This is a genomic window from Bacillus sp. J33 (assembly GCF_000518885.1).
Taxonomy (GTDB): Bacteria; Bacillota; Bacilli; order Bacillales; family Cytobacillaceae; genus Cytobacillus.
Map to the genome: position 1 here is coordinate 1 of NZ_JAEL01000011.1, position 14,312 is coordinate 14,312.

14 protein-coding genes are annotated in these 14,312 nt (G+C 43.7%); all 14 read right to left on the bottom strand.

Annotation, left to right across the window (positions count from 1 at the left end):
- The coding region (locus tag L634_RS30640; protein ID WP_034262012.1) for an IS200/IS605 family transposase at positions 1-156 on the bottom strand (156 nt) is incomplete at its 3' end.
- Positions 157-357: 201 nt separating this feature from the next.
- Positions 358-990 carry an orotate phosphoribosyltransferase gene (gene pyrE / locus L634_RS0104865; RefSeq protein ID WP_026581468.1) on the bottom strand — a complete coding sequence of 211 codons (633 nt, stop codon included), beginning with the start codon at positions 988-990 and terminating at the stop codon, positions 358-360.
- Complete coding sequence (pyrF, locus tag L634_RS0104870) at positions 980-1,696, bottom strand: orotidine-5'-phosphate decarboxylase (protein ID WP_026581469.1); 717 nt, start codon at positions 1,694-1,696, stop codon at positions 980-982. The genes pyrE and pyrF overlap by 11 nt, the downstream gene beginning before the upstream one ends.
- Positions 1,668-2,609, bottom strand: coding sequence for a dihydroorotate dehydrogenase (locus L634_RS0104875; protein ID WP_026581470.1), 942 nt, complete (start codon positions 2,607-2,609; stop codon positions 1,668-1,670). Before L634_RS0104875 ends, pyrF begins: the two co-directional genes overlap by 29 nt.
- Positions 2,606-3,385: a dihydroorotate dehydrogenase electron transfer subunit gene (locus tag L634_RS0104880; protein ID WP_026581471.1), complete on the bottom strand. Its 780-nt coding sequence runs from the start codon at positions 3,383-3,385 to the stop codon at positions 2,606-2,608. Before L634_RS0104880 ends, L634_RS0104875 begins: the two co-directional genes overlap by 4 nt.
- Entirely contained in the window at positions 3,382-6,594 is a 3,213-nt protein-coding gene (gene carB / locus L634_RS0104885) for a carbamoyl-phosphate synthase large subunit (RefSeq protein WP_026581472.1), read from the bottom strand. The genes L634_RS0104880 and carB overlap by 4 nt, the downstream gene beginning before the upstream one ends.
- On the bottom strand, positions 6,573-7,679 hold the full coding sequence (locus L634_RS0104890) for a carbamoyl phosphate synthase small subunit (RefSeq protein ID WP_026581473.1): 1,107 nt from the start codon (positions 7,677-7,679) through the stop codon (positions 6,573-6,575). The genes carB and L634_RS0104890 overlap by 22 nt, the downstream gene beginning before the upstream one ends.
- Entirely contained in the window at positions 7,676-8,962 is a 1,287-nt protein-coding gene (locus L634_RS0104895; RefSeq protein ID WP_026581474.1) for a dihydroorotase, read from the bottom strand. The genes L634_RS0104890 and L634_RS0104895 overlap by 4 nt, the downstream gene beginning before the upstream one ends.
- Positions 8,925-9,863 (bottom strand): aspartate carbamoyltransferase catalytic subunit, encoded by a 939-nt coding sequence (locus L634_RS0104900; RefSeq protein WP_026581475.1) that lies wholly within the window; start codon positions 9,861-9,863, stop codon positions 8,925-8,927. The genes L634_RS0104895 and L634_RS0104900 overlap by 38 nt, the downstream gene beginning before the upstream one ends.
- Positions 9,864-10,272: 409 nt before the next feature.
- Complete coding sequence (locus L634_RS0104910) at positions 10,273-11,577, bottom strand: solute carrier family 23 protein (RefSeq protein WP_026581476.1); 1,305 nt, start codon at positions 11,575-11,577, stop codon at positions 10,273-10,275.
- Between the two features lie 197 nt (positions 11,578-11,774).
- Positions 11,775-12,317 carry a bifunctional pyr operon transcriptional regulator/uracil phosphoribosyltransferase PyrR gene (gene pyrR / locus L634_RS0104915; RefSeq protein WP_026581477.1) on the bottom strand — a complete coding sequence of 181 codons (543 nt, stop codon included), beginning with the start codon at positions 12,315-12,317 and terminating at the stop codon, positions 11,775-11,777.
- A 228-nt stretch (positions 12,318-12,545) separates the two neighbouring features.
- Positions 12,546-13,457, bottom strand: coding sequence for an RluA family pseudouridine synthase (locus L634_RS0104920; RefSeq protein WP_026581478.1), 912 nt, complete (start codon positions 13,455-13,457; stop codon positions 12,546-12,548).
- Positions 13,429-13,926, bottom strand: coding sequence for a signal peptidase II (gene lspA / locus L634_RS0104925; protein WP_026581479.1), 498 nt, complete (start codon positions 13,924-13,926; stop codon positions 13,429-13,431). The genes L634_RS0104920 and lspA overlap by 29 nt, the downstream gene beginning before the upstream one ends.
- 79 nt (positions 13,927-14,005) lie before the next feature.
- The gene (locus L634_RS0104930) at positions 14,006-14,293 is read right to left on the bottom strand and encodes a hypothetical protein (RefSeq protein ID WP_026581480.1); all 288 of its coding nucleotides are present in this window, start codon (positions 14,291-14,293) and stop codon (positions 14,006-14,008) included.
- Between the last annotated feature and the right edge of the window lie 19 nt (positions 14,294-14,312).

The following is a 14,312-nucleotide window of genomic DNA, read 5'->3' on the forward strand; positions in this document are numbered from 1 at the left end:
AATGATTTCCACATCTTTCATTTCACACAGCCTTCTCAATATCGCTCCTATATCTCGTCTCAACTTTCCATAAATTACTTTTCTTCTGTATTTTGGGATGAAAACGATGTGGTACTTACAATTCCACCTGGTATGTGATAAACTATTGTCACTCATGAGTACTGCTCCTTTCGTTATATAGAAGTTGGTTTGACGGCCAGTTTCTATTATAACGATAGGAGTTTTTTTATGTCACATTACCACTCTAGAAGCTTTGTTTTCACACGTGCAGAGCACGTGGTTTTAAAACCTATAATAAAAAAAAGCAAGCTCAGCCGCTTGCTTTTTTGTTTTACTAATGAAAATTCTTTAAAAAAGTTATTGTTTAACTTTTCCCCACTCAGCAGGATCTTTGCGCCACTCCAACAATTTCTCCATATCTTCTTCCTCTATATAGCCCTTTTCAATTGAAACCTCTGTCAGCGCCTCGATATCTGTCAAAGCGAATGCCTTAATGTTCTCTTCAGCCAGCATTTCTTTTCCCTTTTCAAGCTGGTATGTAAAGATTGCTGCAACACCCAGCACCTCACAGCCTGCTTCTCTTAAGGCTTTTACAGCAGTTATGGCACTTCCGCCTGTTGAAATTAGGTCTTCTACAACAACTACCTTCTGACCTTCCTCAGCTTTTCCTTCTATTTGCTTGCCTTTGCCATGCCCTTTTGCCTTGGAACGGACATAGCACATTGGCAGGTTCATCAAATCACTGACCCAGGCTGCATGAGGAATTCCAGCTGTTGCTGTACCGGCAATTAGCTCAGCTTCGGGAAATTGTTTCTTAATAATTTCCTGAAGGCCAGCTGCAATCTCTTTCCTAACCTCAGGGTAAGATAATGTCAAACGATTATCGCAATAAATGGGTGCACGAAGTCCTGAAGACCATGTAAATGGATTGTTTGGGTTTAATGCTACTGCCTTTATGTCCAATAATCTTTCTGCTATATTACGCTTCATTTAATACACCCTCCCATGATTGCTTGCATTGTAAATATTTCTTTAATGGATTTTCAGATTTGGTAATGGAGCGCCCCATAACAATAGCAGAGGCCCCTTCTCCTCTTGCGAACTCCGGTGTGGCAACTCTCTTTTGATCCCCAGAATCATCTGATAACAGCCTGATGCCCGGCGTTACAGTTAAAAAGGATTCTCCTAAGCGGGAGACAATGTCTCTCGCTTCAAAACTTGAACATACCACCCCATCCAGCCCTGCCTCTTTTGCCAGGCTGGCATAATGCAGGACGGATTGATTCAATGTGACGGGAATTAATTGCTCTGATTGCATTTGCGGTTCGGAAGTGCTTGTCAGCTGTGTCACTGCAATACAGTATGGTCTTTTAACTGCGCTGCCCGATTCCAGGCCTTCGAGTGCTGCTTCCATCATGGCTTTTCCACCGGCTGCATGTACATTCACCATATCACAGCCCAGACGCGCAAGACCTTTCATTGCGCTTTTTACCGTATTTGGAATGTCATGGAGCTTTAGATCCAGAAAAATATCATGTCCTTGGTCTTTTAAATCGTAAACGATGGAGGGTCCCTCCTGGTAAAATAATTCCATGCCGACCTTCAAAAATAGTTTTTCATTTTCAAAGTTTGCAAGAAAACGATTTACTTCTTCTTTCCCTGCAAAATCAAGAGCAATAATAAGCGGCTTTTTCATGCTTTTTCCAGCTCCTTCCGGTACACTCAGATATATGTTCATAGCCAAGGCCTTTAATCAGTTCAGGCAGCTCATCGATAATTTTCGGACAAACAAATGGATCTACAAAATTCGCTGTGCCTACAGCCACTGCACTTGCACCTGCATAATAGTACTCTATTACGTCCTCTGCTGATTCAATTCCGCCCATGCCAATGATTGGAAGGGATACATGCTGACTGACTTCATAAATCATCCTTAGAGCCACTGGCTTAATGGCTGGGCCGGAAAGGCCGCCTGTTTTATTCGCCAAAATCGGGTTTCCGGTTTTTAGATCCATTCTCATGCCAATAAGCGTGTTTATCATGGTTAACCCGTCTGCACCGCCGTCTTCAACTGCTTTTGCCATTTCTACTATATTCGTTACGTTTGGAGACAGTTTTACATATACTGGAACCTCCGAAACTTCCTTTACTCTTTTCGTTAAGTTTTTAGCTGTTTCAGGAATGGTTCCGAAGGCAATCCCGCCTGTTTTTACGTTTGGGCAGGAGATGTTTAGTTCAAGTGCATGCACATTCTTTGCAGCTGAAATTCTTTTGGCAACAGCCACATAATCCTCTTCCTGTGATCCGGCTACATTGGCAATAATAGGTACATCGAATTGTTCGAGCCAAACGAGCTCTTCATTCACAACTTTTTCGAGTCCGGGATTCTGCAGGCCAATCGCATTCAGCATACCTGCTGATGTTTCTGCAACTCTTGGTGTAGGGTTGCCAAATCGAGGCTCATGAGTTGTTGCTTTAATCATAATCGCACCGAGCTTACTTAAATCATAAAGCTGGCTGAATTCTCTTCCGAATCCAAAACAGCCTGATGCCGGCATAATCGGATTTTTCAGATCAAGCCCTGGAAGACTAATTTTTAATGAACTCATAGGACAACCTCCCCCGCTTTAAAAACTGGGCCGTCACTGCAGACCTTTTTATAGCTGTACCCATCCGGATCATCCCCGGTATGGCAGACACAGGCAAAGCATGCACCTATACCGCAGCCCATGCGTTCTTCGAGGGATAGGTACACATTTTTATTAGGATACTGCTTTTCAAGGGCCTTTAGCATTGGTGTCGGCCCGCAGGAATATAAAATATCGAAATCAATTTCATATTCCTCTATTACATTCGTTACAAAGCCCTTTGTTCCCATACTTCCATCCACAGTGGCAATATAGGTATCACCAAGCTTTGCAAATTTTTCTTTATAAAAAACTGCATTCGCTGATTGGAAACCAAGTACATGAATAACCTTTATACCGCGGCTAACAAGCTGCTTTGACAATTCATATAGAGGGGGAACTCCGATCCCTCCGCCAACCAGAAGTGCAGTATCGCCTTTTTTAGCCTCGTTGACTGAAAATCCATTTCCAAGCGGTCCTAGAACATCGACACGATCGCCAGCATTTTTTTCAGAAAGCTTTACGGTTCCCTTTCCTTCCGCACGGTAAATCATCTTAAATTGGCTTTTTTCCGGCAATATTTCTGCTATGCTGATTGGCCTTCTGAGCATAGGGTCATATCCATCTGCTACTTTTAAATGAACAAACTGGCCTGGTTCTGTCATTTCGTACACAAGCTCACCTTGAAGGGTGAGCTCGTAAATATTACTTGCAATTTGATTTTGTGAGATAACCGTGCATAGTTCCTGTTTGATCAAGACAGAACCGCCTCCTGAACTTGTTCAGTTTTATCCATCGCATCAGCTGAGAAATTCATAGATTCAATTACTTGAAGAATTGCTTCAGCAGTATCCAGAGAAGTTAGACATGGAATGCCATTTTCAACAGATTCGCGGCGGATTCGGAAGCCATCCCGGGCTGGCTGTTTGCCTTTAGTTAAGGTATTGATTACAAATTGGGCTTCTCCGCTTCTGATAACATCAAGCAGATTTTGCCCTTCAGAGCCGATTTTCCCAGTCACTTTGACAGGTATGCCAGCAGATTGAAGGAATAAAGCCGTTCCGCTCGTTGCCATCAGCCTGTAGCCGATAGACACAAATCGTTTCGCCAGCTGCAATGCTTCTTCTTTATCTTTGTCCGCCACTGTCATAAGAACGGTACCGAATGGCTGAACTTTCATGCCGGAAGCGACAAGTCCTTTATAAAGGGCTTTTTCGAGGGTATTATCTTTCCCCATTACTTCTCCAGTTGATTTCATTTCAGGCCCTAATGTGATGTCCACTCTTCTTAATTTGGCAAATGAGAAAACCGGAACCTTTACGAAGACGCCGCTTCTTTCCGGAAGAAGGCCTGATCCGTATCCCTGCTGGGTTATTGACTGTCCTAAAATAACCTTGGTTGCTATTTTGGCCATCTGCACATTAGTGATTTTGCTTAAAAATGGTACTGTCCGGCTTGAGCGCGGATTCACTTCAAGTACGTATACCTCACCTTTGGAGACTACATACTGGATATTGAGAAGGCCGATGATCCCAAGTCCCTTAGCCATCTTTTGTGTGTACTCAACCAGTTTTTCTTTGATTCCGTCCGAGATGTTCTGCGGAGGATAAACTGCGATCGAATCACCTGAGTGAACTCCCGCTCTTTCGATATGCTCCATGATGCCTGGGATGAGCACATTTTCTCCATCCGAAATGGCATCTACTTCTATTTCTTTGCCAGTTAAATAACGGTCAATTAATACCGGGTGCTCTGGATTAACTTTCACTGCATTTTCCATATAGTGAAGAAGTTCTTCTTCCTTATACACAATTTCCATCGCTCTTCCGCCAAGGACATAAGATGGGCGGACTACCACAGGGTAACCAATTTCACTTGCAATGGTGACTGCCTGTTCAACAGATAAAGCTGTCTTTCCTTTTGGCATCGGGATGCCAAGATCTGAAAGTGCTTGCTCGAATTTATCGCGGTCTTCTGCACGATCAAGATTCTCAAGAGATGTTCCTAGAATTTTGACCCCTCTTTCTACTAGCTTAGAGGCAAGGTTAATAGCAGTCTGTCCGCCAAACTGCACCACTACTCCTTCAGGCTGCTCCAGATCAATGATGTGCATGACATCCTCAATCGTCAGTGGCTCAAAGTAAAGCTTATCGGAGATGCTGAAGTCTGTTGAAACAGTTTCAGGATTGTTATTTATAATGATCGCTTCATATCCTGCTTCCTTAATCGCCCATACCGCATGAACGGTTGAGTAGTCAAATTCCACTCCCTGGCCAATCCTTATTGGTCCTGACCCGAGAACAACCACACTCTTGCGGTCTGTTACCAGTGATTCGTTTTCATCTTCATACGTTCCATAGAAGTATGGTGTTTCTGATTCAAACTCGGCAGCACATGTATCTACCATTTTGTATACTGGGACAATGCTGTTTGCTTTTCTCCAGTTGTAGACTTCCATTTCGCTGGTTTCCCAAAGCTTCGCAATTACCGAATCGGCAAATCCCATTTCTTTGGCCGTTTGTCCAGTTTCCTGGTCAAAAGGATTTTCTGCCAGTGCTTTTTCAAAGTCTATTATTTTTTTAATCTTGTGAAGGAAGAACAGGTCAATTTTGCTCCAGTCGTGAATCGTTTCAATGCTGACTCCTCTGCGAATGGCTTCACCTATATAAAACAAGCGCTCATCGCCTGCTTTTCGAATCCTTTTTTCAATCAATTCATCCGAGATCCGGTCAGCATCTTTTAGCTCCAGATGCTGGATATTTGCTTCAAGCGAACGTACTGCTTTTAAAAGGGATTCCTCAAGTGTGCGCCCGATTGCCATCACTTCTCCAGTGGCTTTCATTTGTGTTCCAAGTGAACGGTTGGCAGATTCAAATTTATCAAATGGCCAGCGCGGAATTTTTGAAACAATATAATCCAGGGCTGGTTCAAAGCAAGCATATGTTTTTCCTGTAACAGGATTCATCATTTCATCAAGCGTAAGCCCCACTGCAATTTTTGCTGCCAATTTCGCAATCGGATATCCTGTTGCCTTTGATGCCAGAGCAGACGATCGGCTAACACGCGGGTTTACTTCTATAATGTAGTAATTGAAGCTATCCGGATCCAGGGCAAGCTGGACATTGCAGCCCCCTTCAATCTCCAGAGCACGAATGATTTTTAATGATGTGTTTCTTAGCAGCTGATATTCGCGATCACTCAAAGTTTGGCTTGGCGCTACAACAATCGAATCGCCAGTATGGATACCAACAGGATCGAAGTTTTCCATATTGCAGACCACGATTGCATTGTCGTTCGAGTCTCGCATTACTTCATACTCAATTTCCTTGTACCCGGCGATGCTTTTTTCAAGAAGACACTGGGTAACAGGGCTGTTCTTCAAACCGCTTGTCACAATTTCAATTAGTTCTTCTTCATCGTGGCAGATTCCCCCGCCTGTTCCTCCAAGTGTGAACGCAGGACGTACAATTACCGGATATCCAATCTTGCTCACAAACTCAAATGCTTCCTCAAGATTATGGATAATTTCACTTTCAGGTACCGGCTCACCAAGCTCATTCATCAAACTGCGGAAAAGGTCACGGTCTTCAGCTTTTTGAATAGCGGATAATTTAGTGCCAAGTATCTCTACACCGCATTCCTCTAAAACACCAGACTCAGCCAGCTCTACAGCCAAATTTAATCCAGTTTGTCCCCCAAGTGTCGGAACCAGTGCATCCGGACGTTCTTTGCGGATGATGCGGCTGACGAATTCAAGGGTAAGAGGTTCAATGTACACTGCGTCAGCAATCTCAGTATCGGTCATAATCGTTGCCGGGTTGGAATTCACAAGGATTACCCGGTATCCTTCCTCTTTCAGGGCAATACAGGCCTGTGTTCCGGCATAATCAAACTCCGCCGCCTGGCCGATTACAATAGGTCCTGATCCGATTACTAAAATACTTTTTATATCTGTACGCTTTGGCATGCTGCAGCACCTTCCTCTTTATGTGATTCAATCATTTGCAGGAATTGTTCAAATAATCCATTAGCATCTTCAGGGCCCGGTGAAGCTTCCGGGTGATATTGGACTGTAAATGCCGGTACTTCCTTGTGCCTTAAACCTTCGATCGTTCCATCGTTTAATGCAATATGCGTAACTTCAAGCGGAGTACCTGCAATTGAATTTTCTTCAACTGAATATCCGTGGTTCTGTGATGTTAAGGCAACCTTTCCCGTGCGCAAATCTTTTACCGGATGATTGGATCCGCGGTGGCCAAATTTCATTTTTTCTGTATTGGCACCGCATGCAAGGGCAAATAGCTGATGACCCAGGCAAATTCCGAAGACAGGCACGTTTCCTAACAGGCCTTTGATCATTGTGATGGCTTCAGGAACATCTTTTGGATCTCCAGGGCCATTGGAAAGCATGACACCATCCGGGCTCAAGCTAAGAATTTCTTCTGCGGAAGTATTGTAAGGTACTACTATTACATCACAGTCCCGTTTATTTAACTCTCTTAAAATACCGTGTTTCATGCCGAAATCCACAAGGACTACTCTGCTGCCCCGTCCTGGGCTCGGATAAGGCGTTTTAGTTGAGACCTGTTTAACCTGGTCGTTACGTAGCTTTGTTGCCCGCAGCTTTTCAATAATCGTATCCGGGCTTTCATTTATGCTGCAGATTGCCCCTTTCAAAGTTCCATGCTGCCGGATAATTCTTGTCAGTTTTCTTGTATCAATTCCGGCAATACCAGGAATGTTCTTCATTCTGAAATATGAATCGAGTGATTGCTCATTTCTCCAGTTGGAAGGATAGTCGCTTGCTTCTTTAACGATAAAACCTGAAATGGCCGGTGAGATCGATTCGAAGTCATCTCGATTGATTCCGTAGTTTCCAATTAAAGGGTAGGTCAAAGTGACAATTTGCCCGCAATAGGACGGGTCGGAAAGGATTTCCTGATACCCCGTCATTCCTGTATTGAATACAACCTCGCCGATTGAATTCACATCGCTTCCAAACCCTTCCCCAATAAAAATGGTTCCATCTTCCAGAATCAGCTGTTTTTTCATGCTTTTACACTCCCTTTGTTCCAGGCAATTTTTCCATTTACCATTGTCATTACAGGCCATCCTTTACAGTTCCATCCTGAGAATGGGGTATTTTTACCTTTTGATAAAAACTGTGCAGGATCAATTTCTTCCTGATGGTTCAAATCCAGAAGGACTAAATCAGCCTCTGCTCCGGCCGATAATTCACTAAATGGAAGTCCAAATGCTTCTGCTGGCTTAACTGTTAAGTAATCGATCAGCTGCTTTAATGTGAAGATCCCTTTCTCTACAAAATGGCTGTAGAGCAGCGGAAAGGCAGTTTCAAGGCCAACAATGCCGAAAGGCGCCAGTGCCATGCCTTCCTCTTTTTCTTCTGCTGTATGCGGAGCATGGTCGGTTGCGATAAAATCAATCGTGCCGTCCAGCAGCCCCTCAATAAGCGCGTCTCTGTCATCCGAACCCCTTAAAGGCGGATTCATTTTGAAGTTTGAATCCAGCCCAGGGATGTCTTCATCACAAAGCAGAAGGTGATGCGGAGTTACTTCAGCAGTAACCTTAATCCCCGCACGCTTTGCATCTCTTACCACCCTTACAGATTCCTTCGTGCTAATATGGCAGACATGATAATGACAGCCGGCTGCTTCAGCAAGCAGGACATCCCGTGCAATTTGTACAGATTCACAGACGGAGGGAATACCGTTCAGCCCATGCTCTCTAGCAAAAACTCCATCATGTACAGATCCTTTATTAATAAGGGTATTTTCTTCACAGTGGGCAACAATCGGCATATTGATTTCTGCTGCGTTCTTCATCGCCTCCAGCATTAAGCTTGCTGACTGTACTCCCACTCCGTCGTCTGTAAAAGCAAACGCTCCAGCCTTTTTTAACTCTTTAAAGTCCGTTAATTCCTTGCCAAGTTCACGAATCGTAATTGATGCATAAGGAAGAACTTTGACGGCTGCGGTCTCTTCAATCCGCTTGTTCAATTTTTCAAGCTGTTCTTTCGTATCAGGAACTGGCCTTGTATTCGGCATTGCTGCGACCGTTGTAAAACCGCCTTTGGCTGCAGCTTTTGTGCCAGTTTTGATTGTCTCTTTCTTTTCTCCGCCCGGTTCACGCAAATGTACATGAAGGTCTATAAAACCTGGAGAAACCAGCAAGCCTTCCGCATCAATAATTTCTTGGGCTTCTTTTTGAATATTAGTGCCTATTTGAGCGATTTTTCCTGACTCTATGTAAATGTCAGTTTTTTGGAATTCCCCTTCATTAGTAAGCAACTGGCCATTTTTGATCAATATTGACATCGTTAGTGCCCCCTTTAATTTGTTCAATGGATCTTTTTAACACTGCCATCCGGATGAATACTCCATTTTGCATCTGCTTGAATATTCTTGAACGCCCGCATTCTACTAAACTATCTGCAATTTCAACTCCGCGGTTTACCGGGGCAGGATGCATGATTATGCTTCCTGGCTTCATTCTTTTTTCCCTTTCTTCTGTTAATCCGTAAGATAGGTGATATTCTTCAGCCGTACGATTCGCTTTAGATTCATGGCGTTCATGCTGGATTCTTAAAAGCATAACGACATCAGAAGTTTCAATCGCTGTGTCTACATCTTCATACACGCCATTCTCGAGCAGTTCTTCATCAAACCATTCTTTAGGGCCTGAAAAAACAACTTTAGCTCCCAGCCTGACAAGTGCATCCGCATTTGATCTGGCCACCCGGCTATGTGCAATATCGCCGATGATTGCCACTTTTAATCCTTCAAAAGATCCGAACTCCTGCTTGATCGTCAGCAAGTCAAGCAATGATTGTGTTGGATGGTGTCCGCATCCGTCCCCTGCATTCAGGATGGAAACCCCGCTCTTGCCTGCCAATTCATCAAAATACCGGTCCTGGCTATGGCGGATGACTACTGCATGAACCCCGATGGCTTCAAGCGTTTTTACTGTATCGTATAAAGATTCGCCCTTTGATACACTTGATGTGCTTACTTCAAAAGGGATGATATCCAGCCCAAGCCGCCTTTCTGCTACTTCAAAACTGCATTTTGTTCTGGTGCTGTTTTCAAAAAAGAGGTTGGCGACAAAAACCTTATGTTCGGGTGTCCATGTCCCGCCGTTTAAAAAGTACTGTGCGTCTCCCAGAATTTCATTAATTTCTTCTATCTGTAAATCCGAGGTAGTAAGCAAATGTTTCATGATTTCCCTCCTCTTTTTTTAGGCTCTGTTAAATTCGCCTGTTGATTTTCGCTCCAGGAGCTCGCTTTCCGCGGGCGGTCCGACGCTCCTTGGCACATTCGTGCCTGTGGGGTCTCCCTTTGACACGCTCCTCCCGCAGGAGTCTCGCACCTTCCGCTCCAATCAACAGGGTGCTAATAACCAACAATCAGCTTTAACACAGCCTTTTTTTAAAGAATATAATAAGGTTCTTTCAACCTTGGGTGTTGATTATCAACAGTTAGCTTTGAAACATCTTTCCAAAAAAGCACCCTGCCGATTTGGTCAGGGTGCTGCAGTTGAGGCAATTAGGCATACGGATACACGGGTTCCGCTTAGCCTGCTTGCCGCCAACACCCTTTTAAGACTCTCTGGACTTAGTTAAAAAGTGTTATGCTACGTTATTCTTTTTTTCGTTTTCAGTTTCAAACATATCTTCCTTGGCTTCTTCTCTGCCAGGAAGAATCAGGTTCAGCAGGACGCCGCTGATTGCTGCCAGGGCCATTCCTTCCAGTTTGAATGCCCAAATTTCAATATGCGCACCGCCGATTCCCAGTACAAGGATGACTGACGCAATTACCAGATTGCGGTTGTTTCCGAAGTCTACCTTGCTGTCAACAAGCATTCTCAAACCGGATGATGCTATGATTCCAAACAGCAGGATGGAAACTCCCCCCATTACTGGGGTTGGAATTGAACTGATAAGGGCTGTAACCTTTCCGATAAATCCGAAGATGATTGCGATAACTGCCGCACCTGCGAGTACATAGACACTGTATATTTTCGTGATAGCCAATACGCCTATGTTTTCGCCATATGTTGTTTTTGGCGGTCCGCCGATTAGTGCAGAGATCATTGTTCCTGTTCCATCTGCAAGAATGGAACGGTGCAAACCAGGTTCTTTAATATAATCTTTTCCGACTACTTTTCCAAGTACAAGCTGATGACCGATATGCTCCGAGATTGTCACCACTGCCACTGGGATCATCAGAAGAGCCAGGTCAAGAGTGATCCTTACTTCATAATCCGCGAAAGGAATCAAGAATTCCGGCATTTCAAACCATGCTGCCTGCTGCACTAGTGAGAAGTCGATGAGGCCAACTGCCAGTGAGTAAACATACCCGATGATAATTCCTGCGAGAATCGGCACCATGCTGAGCATGCCTTTTGCATAGATGGAAAAGATGATTGTTGCTGCCAATGTGATAAGAGCAGCTGAGAAATGCAGCATGCTGTATTCTCCCGTTTCAGGGTTATTCATTGCCATTCCAACAGCCGTACCCGCTAACGCCAAGCCAATTACGATAATAACAGGGCCGACTACAATCGGCGGAAGCAGATTCATAATCCATCTGTATCCTGCTTTTTTAATGATTAAGGCAACAGCACCGTATACAAGACCTGCCATGAAGCTTCCGATCATGGCAGCACCAGGGCCGCCAGCTGTTTTTGCAGCGATGATCGGAGCGATAAAAGCGAACGATGATCCTAAGTAGGCTGGCACCTGCCACTTAGTAATGATTAGAAATGCAATGGTTGCAAGTCCGCTGGAAATCAGCGCAATTGCAGGATTTAGACCAACCAAGTATGGCACTAGGATTGTAGCTCCGAACATTGCGAATAAGTGCTGTAAGCTTAGTGTCAGCCAGTGGGCTGGTTTTGGGACATCTTTTATATCCAAAATAGGTTTATTCATTCCGATCTCTCCTTTTGGTTGAAATGCTAAAGCGTTTTGCTAGACAGTTTTCCAGGGCCTAAAGGCCTCTCTCTTTTTTTAAAATAAAACCCTCTTTGCCAGAGGTGCAAGAGGGTACGAGAGCACAGCAAAAGACAGACTGCTTCTGCTGGGTTCCCCTTTGTCAGCCTCTCTGGACTGCATTTAAAAAGGGCTATTTATTTTTCAAATATGCTTACTTGATCGTCTTTATCTACTTCTTTTAGCTGGACAACTATTTTCTCCGAACTGGAAGTTGGTATGTTTTTCCCAACATAATCAGCTCTAATCGGAAGTTCTCTATGCCCCCGGTCTACAAGGACAGCGAGCTGAATTTGAGACGGCCGCCCAATATCAATCAAAGCATCCAAGGCCGCTCTTACTGTTCTGCCTGTGTAGAGGACATCATCCACCAGGATAACCTTTTGGTCATTGATATCATGCTGGATATCTGAACCTTTAACAAGCGGTTCCTGATTTTCAGTTTTTTTCGTAAGATCATCTCTATATAATGTGATATCGAGCTCGCCCACTGCGATTTGTGCTCCTTCTATTTGTTCGATCCGTTCTGCCAGGCGATTTGCAAGGTAAATTCCCCTTGTCCGGATGCCAATCAGGATACAATTCTCGATTCCTTTGTTCTTTTCTATGATTTCATGGGCAATCCTTGTCAATGCTCTTCTGATTGCTTGATCGTCCAGTACAATTGCTTTTTGCTGCATTTTTGAATCACCTCTAGTAATTAAATTGCTCGGAACGCCTGTTTTTTCCGGCGGGGAAGTTATCAAAATAAAAACCCTCCCGCCGATTGGGCGAGAGGGTAAACGAGTCGTCTGACTGCAGAATAAGGATACAATCCCCTATTCTTATCCGTTTCCTTCCCAGCCTCACGGGACTGTTTTAAAGGACTTATTCAACTATAGTCATCTTATAGCAGATATCGAATATTGTCAACGATTATTTGCAAGTTTGTCTAAGAGTTCCTGAAAATATGCAGGAAGCGGTGCTTCAAATTCCAGGTACTCACCTGTTCTTGGATGGTCAAATCCCAGAACACCCGCATGAAGGGCCTGGCCTCCAAGATCCGGTGTCTTTCTTGGTCCGTATTTCGGATCTCCAGCAAGGGGGTAGCCGATATACTTCATGTGGACACGGATTTGATGGGTCCTGCCAGTTTCCAGCTGGCATTCCACCAGGGTAAAATCCTTAAATCTCTCCAGAACATGAAAGTGAGTGACTGCATGTTTCCCATTATCCACTACTGTCATGCTTTGGCGGTCCTTTGGATCCCTTGCAATCGGTGCATCAATTGTTCCATAGTCATGTGGAATCACACCGTGGACGATGGCACGATATTTACGTGTAACGGTTTTATTCATCAGCTGATTGACAAGACTTTCATGGGCCAAATCATTTTTAGCAACCATTAATAGCCCGCTTGTATCCTTATCAATCCGATGGACAATTCCGGGCCTCATTACACCATTTATACCTGAAAGATCTTTGCAATGTGCCATAAGTCCATTAACAAGGGTGCCTGTCCCATGACCTGCTGCCGGATGGACAACCATTCCTTTAGGCTTATTTACGACCAGGACATCCTGATCCTCATAATAAATATCCAAATCCATTGCTTCAGGAACAACATCCAATTCTTCAGGTTCAGGTATTGAAATTTCAATCCGGTCATTTAATGAACATTTATAATTGGTTTTTGGCTTTGTTCCATTTACAAGAACATTGCCGTCTTTAATCCATTGCTGAACTTGGGTTCTGGACCATTCAGCATTAAGTGTGGATAAAACTTTATCTATTCTTTCTCCTGCCTGTTCATCAGGAATGATGTGTTCCATTTTCTCCATAAGATTTCTCCTTCTTCTTTGCTTCTCTCTCCTCAAGCAGCATCTGGATCATCAGCATCCCTACTCCAATCACCAATGCCGAGTCAGCAATATTGAAAACGGGGAAGTCATAGCCAAAAATATAGGTGTTGATAAAATCAACTACTTCTTTCCTATATACCCTGTCAATAAAGTTTCCAATCGCTCCGCCAAGCATTAAGCCCAAAGAGACACCCAGAAGCAATTTGCCTTTAGCTGCTTTTTGAATGTAAAAAATAATTCCAATAATGACAATGACGGTTATTACATAGAAAAACCACATTTGGCCCTGCAGGATTCCCCAGGCCGCACCACGGTTTCGGTGTGATGTAATATAGAGAAAGTCTTCGATAACTTTTACACTTTCCCCCAGTTCAAAGTTCTTTACAATAAGCCATTTTGTCAGCTGGTCAAGAGCAATCACAAACAAAGCGATTATGTAATAAAACACAAAGGCAACCCCCATATCTCATATCATTACCTTTGCATTTTAGCACAAACTGAATAAAAAACACAGCACACGCTTAAACTCAATGGTAGATTGACTTTCGGTAGTACTTACCGAGCTTGGTGCAATCCTCCATCGTTTTTAAAGTTGGAATCATTTCGAGCAAGTCTGCAGGCAAAAGCTCACCTGAAATTTCACATTTCCCAAAATTTCCATTCTCAATCTTTTCCAGCGTCTGTTCAATGTCATGCAGTTCTTCCAATAAAATTGGCTTAATAAGAACGGAACTATTGCCTTCCATCAGCCTTTCCAATATTTCCTGTCTCGTATTACGGAGTTCTGAATAGAGCCTTTCTGCTTTTGCATCCATGCCTTTTCCTCCGTTCTAT

Bases quoted from the DNA above. Each gene is read 5' to 3' on its own strand.
- pyrE (WP_026581468.1), bottom strand. From the start codon at position 990: ATGAAGCGTAATATAGCAGAAAGATTATTGGACATAAAGGCAGTAGCA.
- L634_RS0104910 (WP_026581476.1), bottom strand. From the start codon at position 11,577: ATGAATAAACCTATTTTGGATATAAAAGATGTCCCAAAACCAGCCCAC.
- L634_RS0104930 (WP_026581480.1), bottom strand. From the start codon at position 14,293: ATGGATGCAAAAGCAGAAAGGCTCTATTCAGAACTCCGTAATACGAGA.
- pyrR (WP_026581477.1), bottom strand. From the start codon at position 12,317: ATGCAGCAAAAAGCAATTGTACTGGACGATCAAGCAATCAGAAGAGCA.
- L634_RS0104875 (WP_026581470.1), bottom strand. From the start codon at position 2,609: ATGAGTTCATTAAAAATTAGTCTTCCAGGGCTTGATCTGAAAAATCCG.
- L634_RS0104900 (WP_026581475.1), bottom strand. From the start codon at position 9,863: ATGAAACATTTGCTTACTACCTCGGATTTACAGATAGAAGAAATTAAT.
- L634_RS0104890 (WP_026581473.1), bottom strand. From the start codon at position 7,679: ATGAAAAAACAGCTGATTCTGGAAGATGGAACCATTTTTATTGGGGAA.
- pyrF (WP_026581469.1), bottom strand. From the start codon at position 1,696: ATGAAAAAGCCGCTTATTATTGCTCTTGATTTTGCAGGGAAAGAAGAA.
- L634_RS0104895 (WP_026581474.1), bottom strand. From the start codon at position 8,962: ATGTCAATATTGATCAAAAATGGCCAGTTGCTTACTAATGAAGGGGAA.
- L634_RS0104920 (WP_026581478.1), bottom strand. From the start codon at position 13,457: ATGGAGAAAATGGAACACATCATTCCTGATGAACAGGCAGGAGAAAGA.
- carB (WP_026581472.1), bottom strand. From the start codon at position 6,594: ATGCCAAAGCGTACAGATATAAAAAGTATTTTAGTAATCGGATCAGGA.